This is a genomic window from Photorhabdus africana, assembly GCF_035181445.1.
GTDB lineage: Bacteria > Pseudomonadota > Gammaproteobacteria > Enterobacterales > Enterobacteriaceae > Photorhabdus > Photorhabdus laumondii.
Window position 1 is genome coordinate 44,584 of sequence record NZ_JAXBVE010000028.1, and the last position, 24,786, is coordinate 69,369.

Genomic DNA, 24,786 nt, shown 5'->3' on the forward strand with positions numbered 1-24,786 from the left:
CCTGGCATGGCGTTAGTTCTTAATATTGGGCTTGGGCGGTACATGTGGCCGCATATTTCCGCCTGCTGAAGGTGCATCATGCTGCGCCTCAGGTGAGACATAATAACCGGCAAGCTGACGCTGAACCGGATGCGTAAGCGGAACTGTTTTACCTGACGATGCGTTGAAATGCGGGATGTATTGAATGGTCCCGTTAACGAAGGATTTATCCCCTCTGATCTCCACTTTCTCACCACTCTTCTCACCACAGATGTGCAGCGCCATAGCGATGTTTTTACCCTTCTCTGCCGGTGCATCGGCAACCTCAATAAGCAAACCACGATCAAGCAATACAGGGTTGCCACCTGAGCTATATACAACGGCACCGTCGCGGTTAACTTGTGTTTCATAACCACGAATTTGAGCAGGACGGATATCATCAGCAACAGAATTGAGGATGATGTTGCCAGAGATGGCTGCCGTGCGATTGTTGCGCTTCTCCCGATATGCCCAGCCACGAAGTTGCGAGATAGCAGCAGCATCATGTTTGGTGGCCTGCACCTCTACCCATGCTCGATACGACAACGGTCGGGAACCTGGCATCTCTTTAAGCGCTTTACGCTCTTCACGGACTTGCAAACGCAAAGCGGCCATATCTTTCATTTTTTCGACTTCCAGCGCGCGGAACATCAGCTTACGAAGCAGAGGATCACGCTGTGAAACTCGAACATTATTTTTCCGGATACGATAGCTTGCGGACAATTCCCGGAACCGTGTTCTCACGGTGTCGGCGGAAATTCCAGGGCGAACAAAAGCAGTTTTATACGCTTTATAGCGCGCAATTAAATCCTGACGAGCTGCGGCGCGCTGAACACGGCGTTCGGCACGGGCGCCTTTATCACGACGATGAAGACGATCGTTGTACTGGGATTGAATATCTACCGTACTCAGCAAACGTTCTCTGCCCACGTTATCAGTTTCACGATGAATCGTGGCAGGAATGAATTTACCGATTAATTCCTGCTGACTGTCCAGGGTGAGTTCTGGATGGAGATCGCTGGCCTTGATAGGTGCCTGGGTATCGCTCCCCAAATCATAAATAGCCAGGCCCTGACCTTTCGGACGTAGCTCGAGTCCAGCTGAAACTAATACGTTATGAACGTCATCCCAGGTGTAGTCAGGTTGGAGAAACACTTCATCAATTTTTCCGCGGCAATTATCTACAGCATAAGAAAACAGGCTTTCTTTATCACCAAAGTACTCCAGCTGGCGCGCAGCTGAAGGTGCTGATTTATAGAAGCTGCGGTTACGAACGATCGCGCCGTCTTCGTTAACTTTGTATGGACCATTGTCATGTTTCCATCCGTTCTTCAGCTCGAGCTCACGGCAGCAGCGGTCCAGGGTGAAGTGATCGTTATACAGTGATGCAGCTTTATAGCTCACTGGATTGACGCGGTTCACCGTCAGATGGCAATGCAAATTATCAGTATCATCATGAATGGCGAAGACATACTGATGCCCTTCCATGCCCATACGTTTCAGGCAATGGCGAGCCGAATCAAAAATCTGATCTGGAGTAGGTCGTTCGGATTCCGGCCAGGACAGAATGACATGATATACAGGGTCGTTACAGCGGGTGTTTTGCATGGCAACCATATCCATTTCCGTGGATGCCGTGGCCAGAGAGAAGCAGTTGGTTTCACAGATGACTTTATCGCAACGCACCTGCTGGCGTCCGTCCGGGAACGTTGCGATAACATCCTGTGAATCAGGTAGTGCATTACGCGTTGCATACCCTACCAGGTCGTTGAAAATTTTATCCTCAGAACGGGATTTTCGGACGAAGGGTTTTTCAGGCGATAGTGTTTCGCTCATTTCAACATCATCACGCAGGATGGTATATGAGACGAGTTGAACAAAGCTTGATTTACCATCACGACGGCGCTCAGCCACTACCGCAAGCATCTTAGTCCTCTGTATTGTTCAGGCTGTCAGCCCTGAATTTCATTAACGTCTTCTGCAACTGAGCCAGTGTCTCGGCAAACTGCTTACTCAGCTCTGGAGTCATCATTCCCTGCTTTTGCATCTCTGTATAAAGATGTTTTTGCAGGCCGCCCAGTTTCAGGATTTCATTCATCTGCCGGGTGTCACCTTTCGCGACAATACGTCTTCCGAGAGCAGCTCGCCGCAAAAACTCACCTGTCGAGATGCCGGCAGCTTTAGCACTTTCCTGTATCTGTGCTTTCTCTTCAGGGTAACAACGAACGCTACCCAGCAGCGCTGATCGCTGGCGTCTTTCACTCTTACTCATTCTCAATCCCTGCACAGCCTGACAGGCGGGCACGATTAATAGGGTGTCGGGACGGAGTCCTGACCAGGGCGTTTTGTGGGACCGTCTGCGTGCAGGCGGTGCTACAAAAAATACCCTGTCCCATGTTTGACACTGTTTTTGTGTTCCTGAGCTGAAGTATATTTGATTTCGGCTGCGCCGTCACTGTTTACGCCAGGAAAAACATGGGTTTGCCACTCTGACAGGCGAAAAGGTATACTTCTGGCTGAATAAATTCGTTGTGTAGGAAGGAAACGTTGAATGTCTGATAAAAAATGGTATAGCGAAGAAGATATTGTCCTGGCTAAAGATGCCCTTAGTGAGCTCCCGGATCTCTCAAAAAAACGGCTTACTAAAACTGATGTTCTTGAGCAGCTGCGTGACCAGATTATCGAGCTGTCAGAAAAAAAAGGTTATAGCATCGAAGATATACGTGATGCGCTTTCAACAGCAGGTATCCCAACAAGCGTGAAAGCAATTCGGGAAATACTGAATAGCAGAAAGAAACCTGCAACCCGTGCTAGCAGAACCAAAAAAAATACTTCACCTGAAAGCACACCAGATTCGATGAATAAAACTGCCTGATCTAAACAGGGGAGCCCCTGGGGGCGGACGGGTGAAAGGTAAACGCTACGAACGTGGCGATTACCTTTCGGCGGGCGGGGAATTCTCCCCACCATGACAAGATTAAGATTTAAGTTCCTTCATTTTTTCAGCCATTTCCCACAGTGCGCGGTTGAGCTTTACGTCTCCATCAATTCCATTAACGGGGCGGGTACGCTGGAATTTTCCTTTGGCAGTTTTTCCCCACACGCCGCCTTTCGTCATGTTCTCCTGAACGCGCTGGTATGTTGTCCAAAGGTCATCGTTTTTGTCTTCATTGCGGCGCGCCTGAAGGATATCATCAGGCATTAGCGGGATATGTTTGCCAATACCTTTATCATCATATTTCCAGTTAAGGGCAATCTCCGCAAAGATACGCTGTTCATCCTTACTCAGGCTGATTTCTTTCATCTCGCTGCGTGAATCTTTTACGCCGTCGAAAATATCCAGAACCTCATACGCACCCTCGATTACCTGCCCAACTACGTCTCCTTTATGTGGTACACGAATCTCACCGAAGGTCTTTCCGCAAACCATTCCGTTCATGCAAACGAAGCGGAACATGCCGGGGATCATCTGGTAGCTGCTGCTGCCGTCGTGGCTATTGAGAAGAATAATTTCTGGCACTTCTTCACCTGCAATTTCGCCCTCACGACGCAGGCGCAGCATATGCTTGGTATGTTCGCGCTTGCCAATATCACGAGTTCTCGTCTGGCAGGCAAAAAACGGCTGGAAACCTTCATTCCTCAGATTGTCCAGCAAAGTGATGGTTGGGATGTACGTATAGCGCTCACTGCGTGATTCATGTTTTTCCTCTGAAAATACGCTTGGAACGTAGCGCATCAGCTCATCATTGGTCAGCGCACGCTCTTTACGGATAACGTTAGCGGTACGAAAAGATGAAGATAAACGGGCCATGATGATTCTCCTCTGGATTTAAAAGTGACTTTCTTCTGGCGTGATCTTTTTGATGGTGATTCACCATCACGGAGCGCCGTTGCCGTGATGAAATGACCGGTCCGGACCATAAGTGGCTAATACAAGGGGGCAACCGCAGGCCGCAGCGCAAGCGAGCGACCATGGGGAGTGAGTGCGAACGGGTGAGGATTGCAGGCTTCAGCCTTTCCCCTTGTATTCGTCACGGGCCGGGCCAGTGTCTTTCACGGCAAAGGGGATTCGGGATGAGTCCATGAACTAAAAGAGAAACGCCAGAAAGAAGTGGCGGGCTATGCCCGTTTCCTTTCGGGAGCCGTCTTGCGGCGACCGTGGGGGCGGCGCAGGCAAAGCCTGCTGCAAGCCCCTGCGCCGATGGTGGGATATACGCCCGGCATATAGCCGGGCAGAGAGTTACCAGTCAAAGGTCGGCGCACCTTCTATTTCATCACCTACAGAAGAGAAATGGATTATGCTTATATCGGCCTGACGTCTGGCTCGCGCTATTAATGCCCGTGTCGTTCTGGAGATTCCAAGGCGCCTCAACCTGATAAGCGGGTCGTAGACAGCATCAAGGCGTAATAAATGCCCCACTCCTGAATTTAAGATCCACCCGCCATCCTCATGGCTTGAACCCAGACTCTCGAACAATGTGTTGTCAGCTTCTGTGATATGAGATGTGCTGCATTCCAGTACAGGGCGTAACATCATTCGAGGTAGTTGTACTCGCGCGCCCCAGTTCAGTGCGTCGATAACGTCGTTCCATGCCCATTCCTCATCATCCGGAACGGGCAGCGTCAGTAGGCGGAACGGCACTCCCATACTTCTGGCAAGAATTTCGCCTAATCCGATTACCGGATCGTCACGCTCCCCCAGATCACAACAGGCAATAAACTCACCATCAAGATAGATGGCTTCATCACCGTTTTCGAGCTGAATAGCGGTTACACCACGCGGTGCATTCTGGAGATAATATTTAGGCATTTCTGAATTCTCGGATATGAAGTTTAAAAGCCGCCCCGTTGCGGGGCGGCGTCTATCATGGAGAATGTAATGAACGCATCCCAACCACTTAGCCTTTGGCATTGTGCTGGAATTGAGAGATGAGATGTGGATCCTCACAGATTTCCGGCCTTATAGTGCCTAAAAGCGGGAGACTATTGCTCCCTGATGACTGGAGGATCCACCCATGAAATTTACTCCTTTTGGCGTCGATATTGCAAAACATTTGATGCAAATTCATTTTGTCGATGAATACACCGGTGAACTTATTGATAAGCAACTGAGGAGGCCGGATTTTTTAACGTTCTTCAGTAACCGCGAACCTTGTCTGATTGGCATGGAAGCCTGTGGCGGTGCGCATTATTGGGCTCGGGAGCTGAGGAAGCTGGGGCATGACGTGCGTTTGCTTCAGGCTAAATTTGTTAAAGCGTTCCGGATGGGAAATAAAAACGATGTTCAGGATGCCCGGGCCATTTGGCTGGCGGTTCAGCAACCCGGCAAATCGATCGCGATTAAAAATGAAGAGCAACAGGCCATTCTGTCATTACACCGAATGCGCCAACAATTAGTCAAATTCAGAACCGCACAAATCAATGCGCTGCATGGTTTGCTACTGGAATTTGGTGAAACCGTGCATAAAGGCAGGGCTTCTCTGGATAAGGCCATGCCTGAGGTACTTGAGCGACTCAGAAAAAAACTGGCTCCGTTCCTGCTTGCTCTGCTTGAAGAGCAATATCATCGTTTGACCGAAATCGACGAACAAATTGAACAAATGGAAAACCAACTAACGGCGTGGGCAAAGCAGAATGCCGATTGTCAGCGGATGATGAAAATTCCCGGTGTCGGTGTCCTGATTGCGACCGCCGCCATCGCGACGATGGGCGATCCCAGCGCATTTCGGTCGGGCAGGGAATTTTCGGCCTATTTGGGCCTGGTACCGAAACAAACGGGAACGGGAGGCCGGGTCAAATTACTGGGCATCAGTAAACGGGGAGATACCTACCTGAGAACCCTGTTTATTCACGGTGCAAGAGTGGCCACCTTACTGACGAAAACCCCGCTGCCGTGGGTGACGGCGCTAAAAAAACGCCGTCCGGTCTGTGTGGCGATTGTGGGGATGGCCAATAAGCTGGCTCGCACCGTTTGGGCATTGGTCGCCCATCAGCAGGAATACCAAAAAGATTACGTCAGTGTCAGACCTTACTGAGGTGTTTCACTGATCAACTTTCACTTTTAATGACAAGGATGAATGCAGAAAGATTGCTAAGGCAATGATAATGATGACAAAGACAGGTAAGACCGTGACTTGCTAAACCTGATTTATGCTCTGAGCTTAAAGCTCGTTAGGAGAGTGAGGAGCCAGTCAGCGGATTACATCGAGGCCCGCAGCTCTGGCTGCAATAAGGCCGGATATAGAGCTGCAACCTACCGTCGATGCCAGAGTAATTTTTGTCTTGCAAACGGGATGCGTTCATTACATTCTCCCTATGATGTATCTGATTATGAGATAACGATAGTTTATAAGAAGGTGATTTATGAGTGTGATATTAAATGCAAAACAAATTAAAGACATTGCTGAATATGCAGGATTTTCTATCGAAGAGAAGAATATTGATTGGGAGAAAAAATATGAAATCTGTTATGATACAATTTCTGAATGTCAGCCATCAGATACAGTAGAATACAACGGATTGGTTATACGCAATGCTGAACCTCCCCACTGTGTTTATCCGCTCGTTGAATATGATGTAATATGCACTGAGTGTTTCGAAAAAATGTATCCGTTGGATATATTTCAAGATATTTGTCATAGTTGCAGGACTGCTAACGATCAATAGCTGTAGCCGCTTGAATTCGAACCGTCATGCAATCATCCATTGCCCTTTTTTGCTCACATCATTAAGTGCCAATGAAAAGGGCATTATGCTATTTTGTTTTCTTCATATAAGGTTCGGCCATCTTATATACTTCTTCTGCCTGGTCCTTCGGTAACCAGACATCAACATGGTGCAGTCCCTCGATTTCTTGCTTGTCGAGAATACTAGTTACACGCTTCACAGCAGCGTAAACGTTTTGTCGAGTAATGTTGCGTTCTTTTGACACATCAGCAGGCTTCTTTCCTTCAACCAGTACTGCTTCCGCAATTTCAAGTGTTGTTATAGCAAAACCCTTTAGTGCCGGATAAGCACGGTTCCAATCTGTTTGAGAAATCCGTGAAATACTTTTCTTCACTATTTACCTCTAAATACGCTGACATACGAATTCAAAGTATATTGATTGAAAACCCGCAATTTGTCAACTTCGTGTAAACTATTAGTTTACTAATAATCACTCTGTTGATATATATTTTAAGAACTTCTAGATGATAGATTAGATGTGAAACCCGACACGCGGCAACGTGCGGGTTTCTGGGTTTTGTTTGAGATAAAACTCATTTACAAAGGGATAAGAATACCCGTTGTTAATATAAATCAGATCCCTCTTCTTTAATACACAAACATTCACTTGTTCTACATGCTCTATCAAAAATGACAAAAAACTTGTAAATAATTAGTTTACACAAAGTTGACAAAGTGCGGATTTTCAATATACTTTAATTATCAGTTAGCACAGCTAGCCGATACATATCTCAAGCAACGGCGGCAACCGTCTTGATAAATAAAATTTACAAAGGGAAAAATAATGATCAGACAAAACAAAGAGTTGTTCACCAGTTTATATGAACTTGCAAAAACAGTTAATCTTGATGACGATACAATTAACACTGCCCTATATAAAGCTGTTGATTGCATTGAATCACTGCAAGAGCAATTCACTACGTACAAATCTAAATATTATGCTGCGATCGGATCATGTGAAGCAGCCGGGTATTTCTCATATAGCACGGAGATTGGACTTAAGATATATGCATCATATGACGAAGCAATAACAGCAGCAAACAATGAGATAAACATTTATAGGAGTTGTAATGATAATGGTTGGAATGAGGATATTAATCATGTTTGTTGTGGTGTTGTTACTCAAAAAGCAACATTGAATAATCAAGATTATATACTTCAAGGTATTAATCCGAATTCAATCATCAAGAAAATTCAGTCTGATGCAGAAAATGCGTTAGTTGAAAAAATTGGGGACATGTACGATGCAGCAACAAGTATTAATGAAAAAAATGCAATCGGACAAACATACTGTTTATTGCGATACGGGATTTTGCAATCACGCGACAAAACGAAACAAGATGTTATGAGTAAATATCATCAAAGCGTAGTTGCTAGATTAGCCTATATTGCTGAAAAAACTGATAACAAATCAATTGTTAGAGAAATCTTAGAAATAACGGGCATCAGTAAAAAAAGTTTATCTTGTGCTCAAGAATATGATGTTGCAAAAATTAGAAGGCATTGCAGAGATTACTGGAATGCACCATTAGGTTTAGGCGCTGACTACGCTGGATTACATATCGAAACAGTAGGTGAAGAAATTTTCATTAAAGATTCGCAAGGCCGTTTTTACATAGAAATACCAAGTCATATAGATATAACCAAAGCTGAACAGTTATTAAATAAGTGGATTTCACAAATGAAACGGGGTTAATTATGACTCAATCTGCGCTTATCGCATTCAGTAAACATTTAAGAAAACGTCACGCTAAACGCCAGTCTGTACGAATCCCGGCAATGTCCGGCAATCAATTAGAGATATTCTTACGCACGTTAGAACGCGTGCGCGGCTACTCTGTATAACAACTATATTTCCCTGCCGATTAATTAATTCGGCAGGGTCTTAGAGAACTTATATTATGGCTCAACGAAAACATCTGACACAATTCGAAGTAGAACGAATGTTAGAAATGGCGAAAAAAAGCCCAAACCCGGAGCGCGATTACTGTTTGGTATACATGAGTTTTGTTCATGGTTTACGTGTTAGTGAAGCCAGGTATCTACGGTTATCTGATCTCGATTTAGGAGGAAAAACTCTTTATGTACAACGTCTAAAATGTGGATTTAGCACTAACCATCCTCTATTAGGCTATGAAATTCATGCAATCAAAGCATGGCTGAAAGTACGCAAAACACTCAAAGGCTCGGCAGAAAGCAACTGGTTATTTCTATCACGATATGGAAAGCCACTTTCACGCCAGCGTATTTATCAAATTATTAGTAAGCTAGGGCAATTAGCTAATATTTCTGTTCATTCGCATCCCCACATGCTACGCCATGCCTGTGGTTTTGCCCTTGCAGATCGGGGAGCAGATACTCGCCTGATACAAGATTATCTTGGCCACAGTAACATCAGACACACAGTACGCTATACAGCCAGTAACGCTAAACGTTTCCAAGGTGTTTGGAATAGCCGTCGAAATAGAAACCCCGTTGCGCACTTTGGACAAAAAAAACACCCATTTTTTAGTGACAATTCTGACTAACAAAGCAATGCTTTAAAGTGTCTTGGGGACTTGATACAAGTAGTACCACTTCAAATTGAAATAGTTTTGTCGTTCAACAACAGGGGTAAGTTTAATGATTTCTTGATCAGAATACCCCTGTTTTTTTAACTGAGTTCTATTAAGCAACGCTTCATCCTGTGCAAGTGTTGGTACGGCACAACGCAATGGATACAGATCACGAATACGTTCATTTTCGGAAATATTGTATAATTTCCATCCGTATTTTTTACCAACATAGGCAGCAGAAGGAATTAATTGTTGCAATATGACACCAATTTGTTCCTGATAACAGGCTGAAATCCGCTATAATTAGTCTACTGGCAGACAATAAGTTAAGTAGAAAAAATGAAAAAGGTTTATGCTAAAGCTTTCTCCGAACAACTGGCGCGAGAATTCTTAAATTTACGGTTAGCAATGGAAAAAAAGGATAAGGACAGCGCTTACCTGCATTATGCCATGACAATGGGAATGATTAGCGGTGCCACACTCAGTGGCAGTATGAGCCGCAATGCAGGCTTAGACTTTATCAATACACTTGAGGAGATCCGGCACGCATTTAGGGAAACATTTCATGAATCTCTGGATCTACCCGCTGACAATTAATTGTCAGCAAGGTAACCATTTGTAGCTTGATACTTGTCTCAATAGTCTTTTTTTGCGGCTAAGATCCAATGGAAGATCGTTGACGATCCTTTAAAAACCTTTTCTCTGGCGTAAAACCTGCGGGATTGCAGCGATGATGTTCGCTCAGAGGCGCATTTAATATCTTGTAAATGCGCCGATTGATGCGTGTAATTGCCTCTCCACAAACCCGCTCAATAACAGTCAGTGCTGGCAAAATGACCCGTCGAGGGAGACAATGACGTGGCCGTGTATATCCACGCCTTCATTCCACTGCACGGCTATGACATAAGGGAACAGTTTTTTGTCGTGATCCCTCAGGTACTGCACCAGTGCCTGGCTGGCCAGCTCACAGCAGCCGTGCGGAAATGACTTCAGCCAGTCACGCCAGAGGGAAGGTACCGGCTCACCGGACCGTTCTCCGGCGGCGAGCTCCAGCGCCCGGCGGAAGGCCTTCACGCGTGCCCGGGTTTCCGCATTCATTTCTTCGCCTTTCCGTCATGGCGTGCCAGGGCCAGCAGTTCGGCCTGCAGCGCACGGCCATCCTCCCGGGTTTCCTTCAGCTCAGCTTTCGTGTCCTGCAGCTGTGCGGCCAGGTGTTCGCCGGTGGCGGTCAGGCGGGCCACCTGCTCGCGCAGCGGCTGCGCCTCCGCACGCAGCACCCGGACCTCTTCCAGCAGGCGGTTACGCTCCGCCTCCACCTCGCGCAGCACCGCAAGCTCGCTTTCCAGCGTGGCCACTTTCGCCAGCGCCTCATCCCGCTCCTGGTCTGCCCGGGCAATGTCGTCGTCTGCCTGCTCGCGTGCCGCCAGGGTGTCAGCATCGGCCTGTCTGACGGCTGCCTGCCACAGCAGGGCCAGCTGGCCGGTCAGCAACTGCGCCAGCTCCGGCGGCAGCGCCGGGATCTGTTCGCTTGCCAGGGCGCGCTGACGGGCACGAAACTCCCGCATCACCGGGGAGATGTGGGACAGGGAGCCGCCGCCGAGGTGCTGGCGGACCTGCTCGTTGGTCGGGTTCGGGTTGCCGGCGGCGATCAGGGCGACGGCGGCGTCTTCAATGCGGCGGACGGTGTCCGGGGATAGCGTGGTCATGCTCAGGCTCCGGTCTTTCGGGGAATGCGGTCATCGTACTCTACTCCCGGCGTAAAAAATACACAATACACTAAATACAAATAATACATACAATATATATCGTACATACAATACAGAACTTACATACACCCTCTCTCTTTTCACGGTCAGATCCGAAAAAAGGTTGTTCCGGATCTGCTTTCCGGCCACCGGGGCGCAGCGGCCCACGAACACAAGATGTAGCGTTGTTTCCAGCTGAAAATGACGCTATATGTTGTGTTCCGCCCCCGTTCCGTGACCCGTCGCACTGCACCGGAAAAGGACGGCCGGAGCCCGGGGCATATTCCCGCGATGAGGATGAGTTCGCCGATCGTATACGTTCCGCATGCGGGCACGCCCTGCAGCTGCGCCGGCTGCTGCCGATGATGACGACCCTGAGCGCCATCGGCACCGAGATGGAACTCCGGGGGGAAATCAGTTTGCTCCCGGGCGAAGATTACGCGCAGAAGGCGCTGGTACGACTTACAGAGCAATACCTGTCCACTAAGGACAACAAACAATGATGCCGGCAGTTCCAGGCCAGGGCGTTTCGTTTTCCGCCGCGCAGTTGCCGGTGGCCATCGACTACCCTGCCGCACCGGCCCTGCGCCAGATGGCCCTCGTTCAGGACGAACTGCCGAAATACCTGCTGGTGCCGGAAGTGAGCGCCCTGCTCCACTACGTGCCCGATCTGCACCGCAAGATGCTGCTGGCAACCCTCTGGAACACGGGTGCGCGTATTAATGAGGCGCTGGCGCTGACCCGGAGTGATTTTTCCCTGACGCCGCCCTACCCGTTCGTACAGCTGGCCACACTCAAACAACGGACCGAGAAAGCCGCCAGAACGGCAGGCCGCGCTCCGGCCGGCAGTCAGGCTCACCGGCTGGTACCGCTTTCTGATGCGAACTATGTCGGCCAGCTGGAGATGATGGTGGTCACGCTGAAAATCCCGCTGGAGCGGCGCAGTAAGCGCACCGGCAGAACCGAGAAGGCGCGCATCTGGGATATCACCGACCGTACCGTCCGCACCTGGCTCAGCGAAGCGGTGGAGGCCGCGGCGGCCGACGGGGTGACGTTCTCAGTACCGGTGACACCCCATACGTTCCGCCACTCCTACGCGATGCACATGCTGTACGCCGGTATACCGCTTAAGGTGCTGCAGAGTCTCATGGGGCATAAGAGCATTAGTTCGACGGAGGTGTATACCAAGGTATTTGCGCTCGATGTGGCTGCAAGACACAGGGTGCAGTTTCAGATGCCGGGTGCTGAGGCAGTTGCGATGATAAAAAAAATCTAAGTTAACAGCTAGATTTAAACAAAATTTATTTGATGTTGTTTTGATATTAAAACAACATCAAATAGAAATTAATGTCATTGTGTTGTGATGTTACCTACTCGCTGATTTTTTTCTTACCCGCAATTTGCAAACCATAGTCCAGTATGTTGATACATGACATATTAATGAAAGCAGCGCGCGATTGCCCGTTCTCTGCAGCTGCTTCATCTATACGCTGAATCAGCTCAGGGTCCATCGTGATCGTGATCTGCTGTTTTTTACCTTTAACAACTCTCTTAGAAGCGGGAATTTTTGCATCGGGGGCTGAATTTATGAAGTTCTCTACTGCCTCATTCTTTGAATCAGGTAGCTGCGTTTTGGGTTTTTTTTGGATTGCCATTTCATATCACCTATATATTACTTTAATATTATTTTGATTGTATTTAACTATTTAAACAGTATTGATATGAGAGCATCTAACTCTTGCACTGCAATCTTTTCATGCGAACGTAGTTTCAGTTCACTTACGGTTCTTCCACTGCCTGCAGCATTGGCGTAGACTTTTCTTTGATAGATGATTTTGTCGAGGATTGGGATATCCTCTTTGTACTCTTCCATCATTTCCAGCATATCTCTGTTGTCGGAGGATCTGGCTTGAGTATCCGCTTTGTTCAAAAGCGAATAACAGACCAACCCATCTCTTATGCTCCGCGCTTCTTTGATTAGATCGGCGTTGGCATCCATAGCCCAAGCTTCGAAACTTCCCGGTGCTGAAGGAACTAAAAGGACGTCTGTGATTGTCAGAGCAGCCCTCATAGCAGTGGAATCACGGCCTCCACATTCGATGATGATATCGTCAAAGTTATCTTTCTGTTGTAGAACCTGGCTCCTTAACACCGGGCCTTCTGGGTAATGCGAGCAAGCAATACCTGGTTCAACACCGTCTTCTGAACGAACTAAAATAGCTGTTTGTGACGACCCCTGTTTATCACCATCAACTAACCATATTTTCCTGCCTTGTCGAGCCCTTGCCACTGCGATGTTAACAGCGAGAGTAGATTTACCTACTCCTCCTTTCGTATTTGCGATTGTCAGTATCATCTTAATCTCTTTTTAATATTAAAAAACTATCAATATAGTAGTAACTAAAGCTCACTGGTGTCAAGTAGGTGTTAGATTGCTTTGACAGCAAAATCATATCTATATGATATTAGTTTAATATTAAAATGATTTCATGATGATTGTTATGTGATAGTGAACATGAAAATGATACTTATACGACAGCATGTGCTGAAAGGATATACCGGCGGCATTTATGCGATAAAGCAAAGACCGGTTACGGCTGAAGATAGATTCACGCGCTTTCAAGCGACTCCAGTTCCTGCTGCAACTGCCGGAAATAGGCGGCAATCGCACACACCACGCCAGCGGTCATCTTTGCATCGGCTATGGCCGAATGTGCCTGGCCTTCCCAGACCAGCGCCGCCTGACTGGAGGCGCTGGCCAGAGATATAGTGCCGTAGCGGTTGGTGGCTCCAAAGTAATCAGCAGCCAGCTTCATGGCACAGTGTACCGTCACGTCATCCAGCCAGTCTGCCGGATCGCCATGTGCGGCGGCCGTCTGTTTCAGGATGCGGGTATCAAAAGGAGCATTAAAAATTATCAATGGACGCTGCCCGATGGCATGGCGCAGCTGCTGTGCCACGTCGGGCCATGAATGTGCGCCGTTGAGTGCGGATTCATCAATGCCGTGTACTGCAGCCGCTTGCGGCTCTATGGCCACAGTTGGCTTCAGGCGGGTTTCAAATACCACACTGCCGGATACATCCGTCAGGCCGATTTCCAGTGCTTCAGCCTTGTCTCCGAGTCCCGTCGTTTCGGTATCAAGAAACAGCGGATTCTGGCCCAGCCAGGTATGCGCCTTGTGCGCCAGGCGGCCACATGTGCTGTTAAGCTGGGAAAGAATGGAAAGGCGGAGGCTGGACAGTCGCTGTTTATCTGTCTGCTGGCGTTTCTCCCGCATGGGCACGCAGTCTGTAATGCGGTACACGCCGTACTTGCCGCCGTATGGGCTTTTGTACCACTTAACCGGCTCCGTTCCCGGAGCCGGCTTCATCCTGAATTCATCACGCAGACGCCCTTTTGTGAAACAGCTGTCTTTAGCAATGGCGGCTGCACGGCGGGCCGCTAAATCGTCATATTTCATGGTTATTCCATCTCCGTAAGTCGTTTCTGGTAAACGTCCCTTGCGATTTCAAGTCCTTCAGCCGTCAGCCCGAAAGCGAGTTTCAGTGACTGATGATCACGGTATTTGCTGAGCAGGCCGTGCTGGACCAGGGTATGACAGGACCGGCGGAAATTGGTATCGGCAACGGGCTGAAGCCGTCCCTTATTGAGGATGCTGAACAGATGCATAGCCGGGACCGGACCTGCCAGCTTACGTTCAGCCAGCCCGTACAGGACAAACAGTACATCTTTTTGCACGCCGGAAAGGCGCATATCAGGGGCGGCGGCTTTATCGTCTCTAATCATGTGACACATCATTAAGGAGTTATTCATTTAAAATATCTTAATTGATGTGACACATCAATAATGAATTGAGTGGATAAAGTAGCAAGGGCTGGCAGGGAGCTAGGAAACAAATGGGGGTTTTGGTTAAAGAACCCCATATTCACGTTATTGATTCAACTAAGAATTACGGTCAGTCGGGCCAGAACGTCATCCATTATTTTTGCAGGCACACGCTCAAGTCGCTTTCCGCCCCGTGCGCCCATGTCAATTGTGCGCAGCTGATCGCAGCGCACAACGCCGGTTGTACGTGTACCGGCACCGTCCAGCGATACTGCAAAGCCCGCGGTACGGGCAAAATTACCACCGCTGGTAACGGGTACCACTACAGGCAGGCGGGTCACGCGGTTAAAGGCCGCTGGCGTGACAATCAGCACCGGCCGCGTTCCCTGCTGCTCATGGCCTGCGGTAGGGTCGAGTGAGACAAGCCAGATTTCCCCTCTCTCCATATCAGATTGCCTCCCGGCCTGCAGCTGGCGCGTCCAGCCATTCACGATCTTCTGCACTGATTTCGGCATCCGGATCGCACTGTGCCAGCAGTTCAGCAAGCGAATATTGTGGGCGCTTGTGCGGCTCCACTATCAGCCGGCCATTATCAATGGCCATGCCGACTTCATTATCTGATCCCAGAGACAGTGCGTTCAGCAGCGCCGGCGGAACGGTCAGCATAACGGAGCCGCCGACTCTCTTCAGACGAGTGGTATGCATATTTCACCTCCATAAAAGTTATATATAAATATAACATCAAACAGGGAAATAAACCAGGCGGCAACACTAAAAAGTTAACTCAACAACCACCGACTAAAGTCGGTGGGTTAGTGATTAACGGACTGAAAGTCCGGATACGCATCGGCTGAACGATGCGTCAATTGTCTATCCTGAAGTTATCATCCGGGTTTGGTTCAAAATGATGCTCCAGATAAGCCTTTACCATCTCTTCCGTTAACTGACCCACCGTCGCACAAAAATAGCCTCTGCCCCAAAAATGCTGACCCCAGTAGCGTTTCTTTAGATGCGAAAACTCTTCAAACAACTTACTCGCTGTCCTTTCCTTCAGTCTCCTCATGATTTCTGAGGGAGATAATGTCGGGGGACTACTCACCAGTATGTGAACATGATCTTTGCTCACGACTCCTTTTAATATCCTGATTTCAAATGCTTCACATGTCTGACGAACTAACTCGCGCACCCGTATTGCTACTTCACCTATCAGCACTTTGTGCCTGTATTTCGTTACCCACACAAAATGGTATTCAATCTGAAATACTGTGTGACTACCGTATCTGTAATCCATGTTGCACCTCCCATGCAACACAGTATCGCAGCTAAAGCCGGTGGTTAATGAGATGGTCACCCTCACCCTACCAGCAGTATATTAATAGGGTGATTATCTTTGATAAGAGGCCATCATCATGAACATCATCACACTCATTGGTATCGATCTCGGCAAACATACCTTTCATATCCACTGCTAGGACAAATCAGGGAAAGCACTCCTACGCAAAAAGTTTACACGAAACAAATTGATGGCGTTTCTTGCCGGATGCCCTTCTGCAACCGTTGTGATGGAAGCCTGTGCTGGCGCTCATTTCATGGCAAGGCGGATAGCTGATTTGGGGCATGAGGCTAAACTCATTTCGCCTCAGTTTGTCCGGCCTTTCGTTAAAAGTAACAAGAATGATTTTGTTGATACCGAGGCAATATGCGAAGCCGCATCACGTCCTTCAATGCGTTTTGTTACGCCCAGAACTGAAACTCAACAAGCCATGCGTGCATTACATCGGGTCAGGGAGTCACTTGTCAGGGATAAAGTCAAAACCACCAATCAGATGCAGGCTTTCCTGCTTGAATTTGGTATCAGCATGCCCAAGGGGATTGCCGTGATAAAACGGCTCTCTGCTGTGCTGGCTGAACATGAACTTCCTCCTTATTTGGTGCAGGTATTACTGCGGTTACAGGCACATTATCACTATCTGGTTGAGCAAATCACCGAAATTGAAACTGCTCTATCACAGGAGATTGCTCAGGATGATATCGGACAACGGCTGATGACGATCCCCGGCATTGGCCCCATCACGGCGAGTGTGCTTTCCTCACAACTGGGCGATGGGAAACAATACGCACACAGCCGGGATTTTGCAGCCTCGACGGGATTGGTGCCCCGCCAGTACAGTACCGGAGGAAAGACAACCTTATTGGGGATCAGTAAACGGGGTAACAAAACACTCCGGCAACTGTTAGTGCTATGTGCCCGAACGTTCATACTGCATATTGAGCATAGAAAGGGCAAACTGGCAGACTGGGTTAAGCAGCAACTTGAACGAAAGCATTCTAATATTGTGGCCTGTGCATTGGCTAATAAATTTGCCCGGATAGCATGGGCTATTACGACAAAACACACGGTATTTGAAGCTTAAATCAAGCCTATTGTGAACAAATTTGAAACGAGACCCCACAGGTTTTGCGAAGACTGATAATTGATGGCATGAACGGCCTACCGGCCTGATGAGAAACCTAGCGTAAAAATTGGCTCCTTGAAGCCGACACACTTTTAAGGTTCATCAGGCGCGGAACTCATCGAGGCGCAGGTTCCTTACCTATAGTGACGCCGGATAGATTTAAGCAAGCCCAAAATTCATCAAAATGAGTGTTGCAAAAACGAGGGGAACCATAGATTTTTTATGCTCTCCTTGCAGGTAATTTAACCACCAACGAAACTGGTTCCATTCCTCGCCTTTCATAGCAGGTATGCGAGTTTCCCAGCCTTTGACAAGGGAATCAGCAAGCTGTACGATCTGATGCGTTGACATTTTAAAACCTCATTCTGTTTTGTTTGTCGATACGTGATCAGGCTGCTCGAACAACCTGATCACACCTTTCACAGTTTTAGTTTTCCACCTCCTTTTTTTCTACAGTTACCATATATCCGTAAAGTGTCAAAATTCGGTAAGTATCTAATGCATCACGTTCACTTTTAAACAGCCTGTAATTTTCAGGATTTTTTTTAAGTGATACGCAAAACACATATTTTTCTTTTAAAGTTTTCATATCTCCCCCCGCCGTGGTTTTATTTCATAATTTCAAAATCAACATTTGAGAGATTAACAACGCATTTTTCTGCGATAGTCTGAATTAGGCTTTCAAGTTCAGCGTGGCTTTTAAGGAGAGCGTAAAAAAATGTGGGGCACTTTTTTAACTCACTATAAATTAAGCAATTAAGCGTGCTTATCAGATAGCGGTGAGAACCACTCAATCGCTACAATTCCCCGTAACCTGAGTGGTTAAACTATTTTATCCAGCTTTCATTGAATCCATGCCCCACATTTTTTTACGCTCTCCTTTAACTTCAAACGTTTGTTTAATACCGTAGGTATTCATAAACGCTTTACCGTCTTTTATTTCGACTTTTGTGAAAGAGAATTTAAACGTGGCTGGATAGGTGAGATTTAAGATAGATTTCATTTTTAGCTCCTGCCCGTTTGGGCTTATGGTGAAAGAGGCATATCCCCTTTCGATGTATTAATAATGCGTCTATTTAGACGTACTAGCAAGCATTTTTTTCTTAAAAAGAGATTATTTTTTCGTGAGTTATGCTGTTTTCAGTATGCCCGTCAGGGCATGGAAGGGGCGAACCAGACTGACAGAAAATCACTGCCGTTACATCGCCCCGATGCGCGGCTACGCCGCTGCCATAGCTTCATAATCCGCCACACCTCCCCCCGCCCTGCAAAGCCCATTCAGACTTACAGTACACTCTTACGCTGAATTGCGTCCCCCGAAGGGCGCAGTTAGCGCGAGCGCAGCGAGTTCACGCCGTCCGGCTGCAAGTCGGGCGGGGCGCTGTACTGCAAGTTCGAGCCATGCGAGTTACTGGCGCAACTCATCTCGTTTGCATAAAACATAATCTGTATGTTCGCCAGCCAGTAATAAAAGGTATTCAAATTCCCCTTTAGACAAATTGAGTCTGTTATGGGTTTTTGCTTCTTCTTTTTTCTGCCATGTTCTTAAACCCACGCCAAAAAGTTTTCCACATTCAGTTTGTGTAATACCAATCTTTTCTCGCAACTTTTTAATGTTTTCCGGCGTATTATCAACCATCATTTTCCCCCTCGTTTATTTCTTTAATCATAGCTATGATGATCTCCTTATCGACTGCCCTTAATCCATTTAATGAAAAATCAATGGATTTAAAATTATCATTATTAAAAGAAAATTCGCTAAGTGTTTTCTTTGTTGTTTTGCCTTTTCCTTCTGTTATGTCCTTTGAATAACATTTAATTTTTTTTATAAAATGATATATTCCTGAATTTTCTTCAAGATAATATGTAACATCACCTTTATTTTTTCTCATAACTTTTTTACCATTCCTGTTAGCTTAACAAGCTGATCCACGTTCAACCCTCGAATCACTACCTCATAACCGTCACCACGTTCTGTTACATTTCCGTCTAACCCATTTTCGACTTTAAAACCGGTTAATGTTCCATGCCAGCTATCGAGGTGTACCAATTGTGATAACATTCCTTTAAGTATTCGCTTTTGTTCGAATTTTCTTTGTAAGTCTCGCTCGTACTCCTTAGTTATTTCCACATCCCGCCGCGCATTTACCAGTATTTTACGCTCTATATCGGCTGCAATATCAACAGGATTACGCTGTGGTGATACTGTGCAGGAATAGCATGGGCTTCTCCAGTTGCGACTGTCAACGCTTCCCACGATTGCAAGTCTGTCTCTGTCCATTCGTATATGTACTGAGTATTTTTTGAAATGTGGTGAAGTAAGTTTTACCCGATACTGGCAATCATCAAGCAGGTTTACACGCCACCCATTCCCCAAAATACGGCAAACGATCTCGAAAATAGGCTGATAACGTTCAAAGAAAGAATTCATAAATTCACCATTAGCGTATATAGGGGCTTTCGCCCCCGTTTCGATTATGCTCTGTTTTCTACTTTGTTCCAGCCTGTAGCCCTATGCTGGCCTGTTGTGCCGTACATTTCACGAATTTCTTCAATGCTGTGCTCTTTACGGTTTCGGCTTGCTTTGTATTCATCAGGACGGAAAAACCACATTTTTTTCTTTGATGCCCATTTGCAATTTAAAGCCTTTAAAGCGTCTTTGTGTGTTTTGGTTTCGCCGCTGATCCAAATCCAGTTACCCGCAACTTCGTAAACAATACCCGTCAGTGTTTTTAATGCATTAAGTATTTTTTCCAGTTCGTCGCCATAGTTGTATCGGGCGTTCTCATCTGCACTTTGAAACTGATTAATTTTGTCAATGTTTTGCATCAAAAAATCAAATGCTGCATTAACAGCTTTCATCATGTCAGCACCAACCGGATTACGATCAGGATGAAATTTTAAAGCTGCCTGTTTGTAGGCTTTTTTGATGTCGTGTTCGGTGAGTTCACCTGATAAACCGAAGATATTTAATGCCTGCTGGATGTTCATGTTAAGCTCCTGCCCGTTTGGGCTTATGGTGAAAGAGGCTTATCCCCTTTCGATGTATTAATAATACGTCCATTTAGACGTATTGGCAAGTGTTTTTTCTGTTTTTTTATCAATTAAATTCAATTAGTTATTATCCTACCGCCTCGCTATCGCTCGTTGGTCAACGTCTCACGTAACGCAAAATAAATTTGCGTCCCGAAGCGGAGCATTACTTGTCTTTAGTAAGTAATGCGACTGAGAGCAAAATAGAGAGCTTCGATACCCTCCCGCCCTGCTAAGCTGTGAGCGTAGCGAACTAAATGGCACGATATGATAGCAATGGAGATGTTGGATGGTCGGAGACGAAAGGACGTTGAAGCAGCATGATTGAAAGTTGGTTAGTTATTTCCTTATTTATTGTAGGTATTCATTACATCTCCTTTCTGAGCGACAGCAGCGAAGCTGCTTGTAAGCGAAGTCATTATTTGTTTTTTGGAGTTGCAGTGGAGCGTTTTTAAGCTCCCTGCTAACTCCCTTTTTAAAGGGTCGTTTAGTTCAGAAATAAAGATCGAATTTAATATGATCTTCTTTATATAGTTCGAAGTTAATAGTTTTATTTTTAAACTACTCTAATTTAATTGACTATAATTTAATCTTTACAAATGTCTGTCACTTAAACAACCGTTATTTTAGTGTTTTCCCTATGTGTGGGAAGTATAAAAAACAATCAAACATTGATTTCAGACAACACGAGAACCGCCAGTAAAGGCGGTTTATGTTAATTAGACAGGTTATTTGTCAGGTAGATGTTCTAAATAGCAGTGTAATAATTCATCGTTAGAAAGCCCTGGGAAACGGCCCTGGATATCTTTTTCAAATGCCATTATCCAGGCAATAGGTTGCTTTTGTTTCCAGTTTTCATATTGCTGCCAGTATACTTGATTCTGATCTGGCATCGGGCTAGTCGCATCAATAAGCTCTTGCCGGTGTTTAATAGCTTTTATTGCATGTTTTTTTTCATTCTTCATGGACTCATCTTCACCAACAACCAGGCGTTTAATCTTCTTCAATAGGTTTTTTAATGAATGACTATTATCGATAGATGCAACATTTGATTTGGCTAACCGTAAGATATGTTGGGCATAACGACGTTGATAAGAGTCACGTAATCCATTTTTTTCCATCCAACGCTTAAATTTATTCAACATATCTCTAATTTCAGCGATAGAAAAACCAAGTCCGATGAAAAACTCAGGACGAATCCAGATACGCATTGCTTTATATTGCTTCGCTTCAGGATCAAACCCTTCCTTAATTATTATTAAATTAGCCTCCTGCCAATCGTGTAATGCATGAAGAATAGGATCATAACTTTTCCGGCCATTCTCATAACAGTATAGCTGACCACACAGTTCAGCAAGTTTTTCAACTGAACACATGACTTCAAAGAGATATTCATTGTTAGGGTTGTAATCAGCATAAGCGATCATTGCTAGTGCTAATTCAGAGAACGTTTCTCTTCGTTCAGAACGAATTGAAACACGCTGATTACGTTTGCAACGCAATTGATACATAAAGGAATTACGATTCCAATCATGCACATTTAATGCACCCGCAAAACGCCGAACAGTAACTATTTTTGGCAAACCCCCGTTGTATTTAGGGATATAGTGACGATGAATTTTTGGTTTCCCTTTATGCAGAGCATTGGGCTCACTACGTCGGGAACGTTTGGTTACCTGAATTTCACTTTGGCTAATCACTACATCCTGCACTTATGGCAGGGCTGAGGGGTTGCGTTAGGTTATGCATTTGCTATAATCCTTACCGGCACCAGCGCCAGTATTGCAGTCCCTGATTCTGAATGTTCCCGCCAAAGAACTTTTAGATGGAATCAGGGACTTTTACTTTTTGTGGCTTTCACCACATACTTAGACGCTATTATTGGGAACGTCCCACCCACAAAGAATCGTTTATAACCGCCCGTAAAATATCACGTCGTTAGCTAACGATCAATACTCATATTACAGTGTAATTATTAAAATGGATCTTTAAAACCACAGTTACTTCTGGCCGTGCGTATCAAATCTATAAGAACTTCTGTTTTCGTCTTGCTGTAAACATTAGCCAAGAAGTCCAAGTCTTCTTTCACCTGATTCGGCACAATCACGTTTATCTTGCTATGCGTTAACTTATGCCTCTCACGGAAATCCCGTTGGGTGTCAGCATTGGATTTTTGCGCACCTTTGGGTCTACGTTTTCGTTGTGTCTCCTTCTCTGCTATCATAAACCCTCAGATTTAACATATTGAGCTTAATTAATAGTATATCGAAAAAAATCGCCAGTATGAAGTAAGCTTATCTTTCGCTGTTTGGTAATGCCGCCCGGTCCCACCAGTTTTTGAGACCAGAACGCGCTTTTTTGAGCGCCCTGATTTGTTAAGATGAGTATTGAAATATAAAAATGACCACTCAGTCAGACAGTACTAAAAACAAACGTTTTTGATACGCTTTGTTACGTGATAAAAGCTCCCTGGTCACTACCCCCAAGATGTTTATTAGTAGATAACAAATATTAACATGTTAATTTAAAGCTATTTTTTAACTTATTAAATATTTTTGTTCCGTGGAACTTCAAATCCTTAAAATAATCTATCCAGAAAAATTTTTTTCAAGTGACTTAGCTATGTCCACTCTTTCTTCCATCTCCATAATCAGTTGTTGTAACATTTTGACAAGATCAAGTATTAATTTCTGAGCAGCTTCAAAACTCAACTTGAGAATATTAATCTGGCCATTAACCAGAACACCCTGTAGCATAGTTTTTTCGAAACCTTTCTGTTGGTGATAATCCTTTAAAATTTGAGCTATAAGACGAGCAATAACCTTCCCGATGTCAGGATATTTGGGATTATCAAATATATGAGAGTGACTTTTGATAAATGGTTCCCATGAGAAAAGAATATCATATCGATCAGTGTAACTTTTCTGCTTAGGGCGATAATGCCATAACACGATAAATGGCATTTCTTTTTTTAAACATACTTCAAAATGTTGTTGCCAAACATCAGAGATAGCCCGACCTTCACATAGAAGATAATAATCGGATGGTAATAATGTTGAGACCGTTGCAGTAGGTAGAGTTTCTGTCAGAATATTATGCGTTGTTTTGCTCAACCAAATATCGCGAATTTGATCTCTGACTGGTGCGATCGTAATGCAGTACCAATTTAATGGGATATAAATAGCTATCTGTGGGGTATTTTCATCCACTTCAAGATATGGCTGATAAATGTTTAAGATTTCATTAATTCTTTGATTATTTTTGAATTTTCCCAACCAATTGATAAACGGTAAAGTATCTACCAGACATAAACATCCCCAACTTTTACCATACTTGTATAGCAACCAACCGGACTGATAAGAATAGTGTTTCTGTGCATATAGCACTAGGCTTTGAACTAAGGTATCTTGTTCTAATGTTTTTATCGTAAATCTTTTACGGGGTTTTATTAATAAATCGATGAACAAAGTTGGCATAGGATCCTACTGATCTGTGTGTAGTAATTAAGCACCTAATGTTACTCAAGTTTTTTTCTAAAATAGCACCTTACCCTGGCGCTGCAGTGGCAGGCCGTGGATGGTATGACGGCATTAATCCGGCGTCACCTGCGGCCATTATTTTTGTCACTCGACCTCACCAGCGTGGTCCGGGATAGCCCGTGGGCTGAAGCGCTGAGCTGGCTCAGGTTGGTGTCCAGCAAAAAGCAGACGCTTTCGCAGCGGCCACTGGCGGAATGCCCGTCAGGTACATTACCTGAACGGCTGCGCCCATATCTGCTGGAGTTCGGCGAGGATGGCGAGCCCACAGGCCTGAATGCCGGGCGCTATGAGTTCTGGCTCTACCGCCAGATAAGAAAACGTTTTCAGGCGGGTGAATTCCACCTCAATGACAGTCTCCGCCACCGCCATCTTTCTGATGAACTGGTACCGGAAGGGGAACAGGCCGCTGTTCTGGCTGAAATGAATATCCCTTTTTTGCTAAAACCGGTTAAATCGCAGCTAAAGGGCGTGCAGGCGGTTCTGGAAGCGGATATTATGGGGTTATCGGGTCGCGCAAGGGAACTTCCCCCCTGCGCTCCCACAGAACCGGACGTGACAGTCTCCCGTCATCCGGCTCTTGCCGTTGACCGTTCGCGCCGCGTACAAATTTCCCAGTGTGCAAACAGACCAGGCTTAACACTCCTTATCCTGCCTAACCATTCATATGCCTGAGCCTGGCTACCGTGCACCCGCTTATATTTGCGGGTAACCCATTTAGCAAGGTGCAGATGGGGGTTGATGCTCAGTGGAACGAAAACTCACTTTTATTGACTATTAGGGGTTCTGTGGAACACCCCCCAGATCTGTAAACTTTGAGAGAAAATCCTGATTAGTCATCCCGCCAAAAATGTTGTTTCAGGTGAGATTCCAATATCCTTGCCATCGCTT

The 24,786-nt window shown here is 45.8% G+C and carries 34 protein-coding genes and 3 pseudogenes; 11 read left to right on the plus strand and 26 right to left on the minus strand.

What is annotated here, in order from left to right:
- Window positions 1–12 precede the first annotated feature (12 nt).
- Window positions 13–1,944, minus strand: coding sequence for a TraI/MobA(P) family conjugative relaxase (traI, locus tag SLS51_RS15825; RefSeq protein ID WP_323839636.1), 1,932 nt, complete (start codon window positions 1,942–1,944; stop codon window positions 13–15).
- 1 nt (window position 1,945) lies between these two features.
- Window positions 1,946–2,290, minus strand: coding sequence for a plasmid mobilization protein MobA (mobA, locus tag SLS51_RS15830; protein WP_043139551.1), 345 nt, complete (start codon window positions 2,288–2,290; stop codon window positions 1,946–1,948).
- A 279-nt stretch (window positions 2,291–2,569) separates the two neighbouring features.
- On the opposite strand from mobA, the gene SLS51_RS15835 reads away from it, so the two are divergent.
- Window positions 2,570–2,893 (plus strand): molybdopterin-guanine dinucleotide biosynthesis protein MobC, encoded by a 324-nt coding sequence (locus SLS51_RS15835; RefSeq protein WP_323839637.1) that lies wholly within the window; start codon window positions 2,570–2,572, stop codon window positions 2,891–2,893.
- 102 nt (window positions 2,894–2,995) lie between these two features.
- On the opposite strand, the gene SLS51_RS15840 is transcribed toward SLS51_RS15835, so the two are convergent.
- On the minus strand, window positions 2,996–3,829 hold the full coding sequence (locus tag SLS51_RS15840; RefSeq protein WP_323839638.1) for a DUF932 domain-containing protein: 834 nt from the start codon (window positions 3,827–3,829) through the stop codon (window positions 2,996–2,998).
- 429 nt (window positions 3,830–4,258) lie between these two features.
- Entirely contained in the window at window positions 4,259–4,828 is a 570-nt protein-coding gene (locus SLS51_RS15845; RefSeq protein ID WP_323839639.1) for a DUF5983 family protein, read from the minus strand.
- A 205-nt stretch (window positions 4,829–5,033) separates the two neighbouring features.
- On the opposite strand from SLS51_RS15845, the gene SLS51_RS15850 reads away from it, so the two are divergent.
- Window positions 5,034–6,053: an IS110 family RNA-guided transposase gene (locus SLS51_RS15850; RefSeq protein ID WP_323839640.1), complete on the plus strand. Its 1,020-nt coding sequence runs from the start codon at window positions 5,034–5,036 to the stop codon at window positions 6,051–6,053.
- A 136-nt stretch (window positions 6,054–6,189) separates the two neighbouring features.
- On the opposite strand, the gene SLS51_RS15855 is transcribed toward SLS51_RS15850, so the two are convergent.
- Window positions 6,190–6,321 (minus strand): hypothetical protein, encoded by a 132-nt coding sequence (locus tag SLS51_RS15855; protein ID WP_323839641.1) that lies wholly within the window; start codon window positions 6,319–6,321, stop codon window positions 6,190–6,192.
- A 60-nt stretch (window positions 6,322–6,381) separates the two neighbouring features.
- Here SLS51_RS15855 and SLS51_RS15860 point away from each other — a divergent pair, with 60 nt between their 5' ends.
- On the plus strand, window positions 6,382–6,684 hold the full coding sequence (locus SLS51_RS15860) for a hypothetical protein (protein ID WP_323839642.1): 303 nt from the start codon (window positions 6,382–6,384) through the stop codon (window positions 6,682–6,684).
- Window positions 6,685–6,772: 88 nt separating this feature from the next.
- Here the strand turns inward: SLS51_RS15860 and SLS51_RS15865 are convergent, their stop codons facing one another.
- A complete protein-coding gene (locus SLS51_RS15865; protein WP_323839643.1) occupies window positions 6,773–7,078 on the minus strand; it encodes a TrfB-related DNA-binding protein in 306 nt (101 codons plus the stop codon).
- Between the two features lie 450 nt (window positions 7,079–7,528).
- Between SLS51_RS15865 and SLS51_RS15870 the strand changes: the two genes are divergently transcribed.
- From SLS51_RS15870 to SLS51_RS15880, 3 genes are read left to right on the plus strand one after another with little or no spacing between them, the layout of a single operon-like run.
- Window positions 7,529–8,440: a hypothetical protein gene (locus tag SLS51_RS15870; RefSeq protein ID WP_323839644.1), complete on the plus strand. Its 912-nt coding sequence runs from the start codon at window positions 7,529–7,531 to the stop codon at window positions 8,438–8,440.
- 2 nt (window positions 8,441–8,442) lie between these two features.
- A complete protein-coding gene (locus SLS51_RS15875) occupies window positions 8,443–8,589 on the plus strand; it encodes a hypothetical protein (protein ID WP_323839645.1) in 147 nt (48 codons plus the stop codon).
- 56 nt (window positions 8,590–8,645) lie between these two features.
- Window positions 8,646–9,272: a tyrosine-type DNA invertase gene (locus tag SLS51_RS15880; RefSeq protein ID WP_323839646.1), complete on the plus strand. Its 627-nt coding sequence runs from the start codon at window positions 8,646–8,648 to the stop codon at window positions 9,270–9,272.
- Window positions 9,273–9,284: 12 nt separating this feature from the next.
- Here the strand turns inward: SLS51_RS15880 and SLS51_RS15885 are convergent, their stop codons facing one another.
- Window positions 9,285–9,557, minus strand: a complete 273-nt coding sequence (locus tag SLS51_RS15885) for a hypothetical protein (RefSeq protein WP_323839647.1) — start codon at window positions 9,555–9,557, stop codon at window positions 9,285–9,287.
- 81 nt (window positions 9,558–9,638) lie between these two features.
- On the opposite strand from SLS51_RS15885, the gene SLS51_RS15890 reads away from it, so the two are divergent.
- Entirely contained in the window at window positions 9,639–9,896 is a 258-nt protein-coding gene (locus SLS51_RS15890) for a hypothetical protein (RefSeq protein ID WP_323839648.1), read from the plus strand.
- Window positions 9,897–10,118: 222 nt separating this feature from the next.
- On the opposite strand, the gene SLS51_RS15895 is transcribed toward SLS51_RS15890, so the two are convergent.
- Window positions 10,119–10,397: a hypothetical protein gene (locus SLS51_RS15895; protein WP_323839649.1), complete on the minus strand. Its 279-nt coding sequence runs from the start codon at window positions 10,395–10,397 to the stop codon at window positions 10,119–10,121.
- Window positions 10,394–11,005 carry a DNA-binding protein gene (locus SLS51_RS15900; protein WP_323839650.1) on the minus strand — a complete coding sequence of 204 codons (612 nt, stop codon included), beginning with the start codon at window positions 11,003–11,005 and terminating at the stop codon, window positions 10,394–10,396. Before SLS51_RS15900 ends, SLS51_RS15895 begins: the two co-directional genes overlap by 4 nt.
- A gap of 293 nt (window positions 11,006–11,298) precedes the next feature.
- Between SLS51_RS15900 and SLS51_RS15910 the strand changes: the two are divergent.
- Window positions 11,299–11,547: pseudogene (locus tag SLS51_RS15910) on the plus strand (hypothetical protein); the annotation flags it as partial.
- Complete coding sequence (locus tag SLS51_RS15915) at window positions 11,544–12,320, plus strand: site-specific integrase (RefSeq protein WP_323839651.1); 777 nt, start codon at window positions 11,544–11,546, stop codon at window positions 12,318–12,320. The pseudogene SLS51_RS15910 and the gene SLS51_RS15915, both read left to right, overlap by 4 nt.
- 94 nt (window positions 12,321–12,414) lie before the next feature.
- On the opposite strand, the gene SLS51_RS15920 is transcribed toward SLS51_RS15915, so the two are convergent.
- The 7 genes from SLS51_RS15920 to tnpA form a co-directional block, all read right to left on the minus strand.
- Window positions 12,415–12,699, minus strand: coding sequence for a ribbon-helix-helix protein, CopG family (locus SLS51_RS15920; RefSeq protein WP_323839652.1), 285 nt, complete (start codon window positions 12,697–12,699; stop codon window positions 12,415–12,417).
- Between the two features lie 47 nt (window positions 12,700–12,746).
- A complete protein-coding gene (locus SLS51_RS15925; protein ID WP_323839653.1) occupies window positions 12,747–13,400 on the minus strand; it encodes an AAA family ATPase in 654 nt (217 codons plus the stop codon).
- Window positions 13,401–13,653: 253 nt separating this feature from the next.
- The gene (locus SLS51_RS15930; protein ID WP_323839654.1) at window positions 13,654–14,505 is read right to left on the minus strand and encodes a 3'-5' exonuclease; all 852 of its coding nucleotides are present in this window, start codon (window positions 14,503–14,505) and stop codon (window positions 13,654–13,656) included.
- 2 nt (window positions 14,506–14,507) lie between these two features.
- Entirely contained in the window at window positions 14,508–14,858 is a 351-nt protein-coding gene (locus tag SLS51_RS15935; RefSeq protein WP_323839655.1) for a chromosome segregation protein ParM, read from the minus strand.
- 125 nt (window positions 14,859–14,983) lie between these two features.
- A complete protein-coding gene (gene pemK-mt, locus SLS51_RS15940; protein ID WP_323839656.1) occupies window positions 14,984–15,316 on the minus strand; it encodes a type II toxin-antitoxin system toxin endoribonuclease PemK-mt in 333 nt (110 codons plus the stop codon).
- Window position 15,317: 1 nt separating this feature from the next.
- On the minus strand, window positions 15,318–15,575 hold the full coding sequence (locus tag SLS51_RS15945; protein ID WP_323839657.1) for an AbrB/MazE/SpoVT family DNA-binding domain-containing protein: 258 nt from the start codon (window positions 15,573–15,575) through the stop codon (window positions 15,318–15,320).
- A 157-nt stretch (window positions 15,576–15,732) separates the two neighbouring features.
- Complete coding sequence (tnpA, locus tag SLS51_RS15950; RefSeq protein ID WP_323839658.1) at window positions 15,733–16,161, minus strand: IS200/IS605 family transposase; 429 nt, start codon at window positions 16,159–16,161, stop codon at window positions 15,733–15,735.
- A 118-nt stretch (window positions 16,162–16,279) separates the two neighbouring features.
- Between tnpA and SLS51_RS15955 the strand changes: the two are divergent.
- Window positions 16,280–17,284 (plus strand): annotated as a pseudogene (locus SLS51_RS15955) (IS110 family RNA-guided transposase).
- A 201-nt stretch (window positions 17,285–17,485) separates the two neighbouring features.
- On the opposite strand, the gene SLS51_RS15960 reads toward SLS51_RS15955, so the two are convergent.
- From SLS51_RS15960 to SLS51_RS16005, 10 genes are all read right to left on the minus strand, one after another.
- The gene (locus tag SLS51_RS15960; RefSeq protein WP_323839659.1) at window positions 17,486–17,677 is read right to left on the minus strand and encodes a hypothetical protein; all 192 of its coding nucleotides are present in this window, start codon (window positions 17,675–17,677) and stop codon (window positions 17,486–17,488) included.
- Window positions 17,678–17,753: 76 nt separating this feature from the next.
- Complete coding sequence (locus tag SLS51_RS15965) at window positions 17,754–17,915, minus strand: hypothetical protein (protein ID WP_323839660.1); 162 nt, start codon at window positions 17,913–17,915, stop codon at window positions 17,754–17,756.
- Window positions 17,916–18,158: 243 nt separating this feature from the next.
- The gene (locus tag SLS51_RS15970) at window positions 18,159–18,329 is read right to left on the minus strand and encodes a hypothetical protein (RefSeq protein WP_323839661.1); all 171 of its coding nucleotides are present in this window, start codon (window positions 18,327–18,329) and stop codon (window positions 18,159–18,161) included.
- Window positions 18,330–18,734: 405 nt separating this feature from the next.
- Window positions 18,735–18,968, minus strand: coding sequence for an XRE family transcriptional regulator (locus tag SLS51_RS15975; protein ID WP_323839662.1), 234 nt, complete (start codon window positions 18,966–18,968; stop codon window positions 18,735–18,737).
- Complete coding sequence (locus SLS51_RS15980; protein ID WP_323839663.1) at window positions 18,958–19,218, minus strand: hypothetical protein; 261 nt, start codon at window positions 19,216–19,218, stop codon at window positions 18,958–18,960. Before SLS51_RS15980 ends, SLS51_RS15975 begins: the two co-directional genes overlap by 11 nt.
- Complete coding sequence (locus SLS51_RS15985; RefSeq protein WP_323839664.1) at window positions 19,215–19,757, minus strand: hypothetical protein; 543 nt, start codon at window positions 19,755–19,757, stop codon at window positions 19,215–19,217. The genes SLS51_RS15980 and SLS51_RS15985 overlap by 4 nt, the downstream gene beginning before the upstream one ends.
- Window positions 19,758–19,801: 44 nt before the next feature.
- Complete coding sequence (locus SLS51_RS15990) at window positions 19,802–20,317, minus strand: J domain-containing protein (protein ID WP_323839665.1); 516 nt, start codon at window positions 20,315–20,317, stop codon at window positions 19,802–19,804.
- 770 nt (window positions 20,318–21,087) lie between these two features.
- Window positions 21,088–22,059, minus strand: a complete 972-nt coding sequence (locus SLS51_RS15995) for a RepA family replication protein (RefSeq protein ID WP_323839666.1) — start codon at window positions 22,057–22,059, stop codon at window positions 21,088–21,090.
- Between the two features lie 275 nt (window positions 22,060–22,334).
- Entirely contained in the window at window positions 22,335–22,583 is a 249-nt protein-coding gene (locus tag SLS51_RS16000) for a RepB family protein (RefSeq protein ID WP_323839667.1), read from the minus strand.
- 364 nt (window positions 22,584–22,947) lie between these two features.
- Entirely contained in the window at window positions 22,948–23,835 is an 888-nt protein-coding gene (locus SLS51_RS16005) for a hypothetical protein (protein ID WP_323839668.1), read from the minus strand.
- A 75-nt stretch (window positions 23,836–23,910) separates the two neighbouring features.
- Between SLS51_RS16005 and SLS51_RS16010 the strand changes: the two are divergent.
- Window positions 23,911–24,405, plus strand: a pseudogene (locus tag SLS51_RS16010) (Tn3 family transposase); the annotation flags it as partial.
- Between the last annotated feature and the right edge of the window lie 381 nt (window positions 24,406–24,786).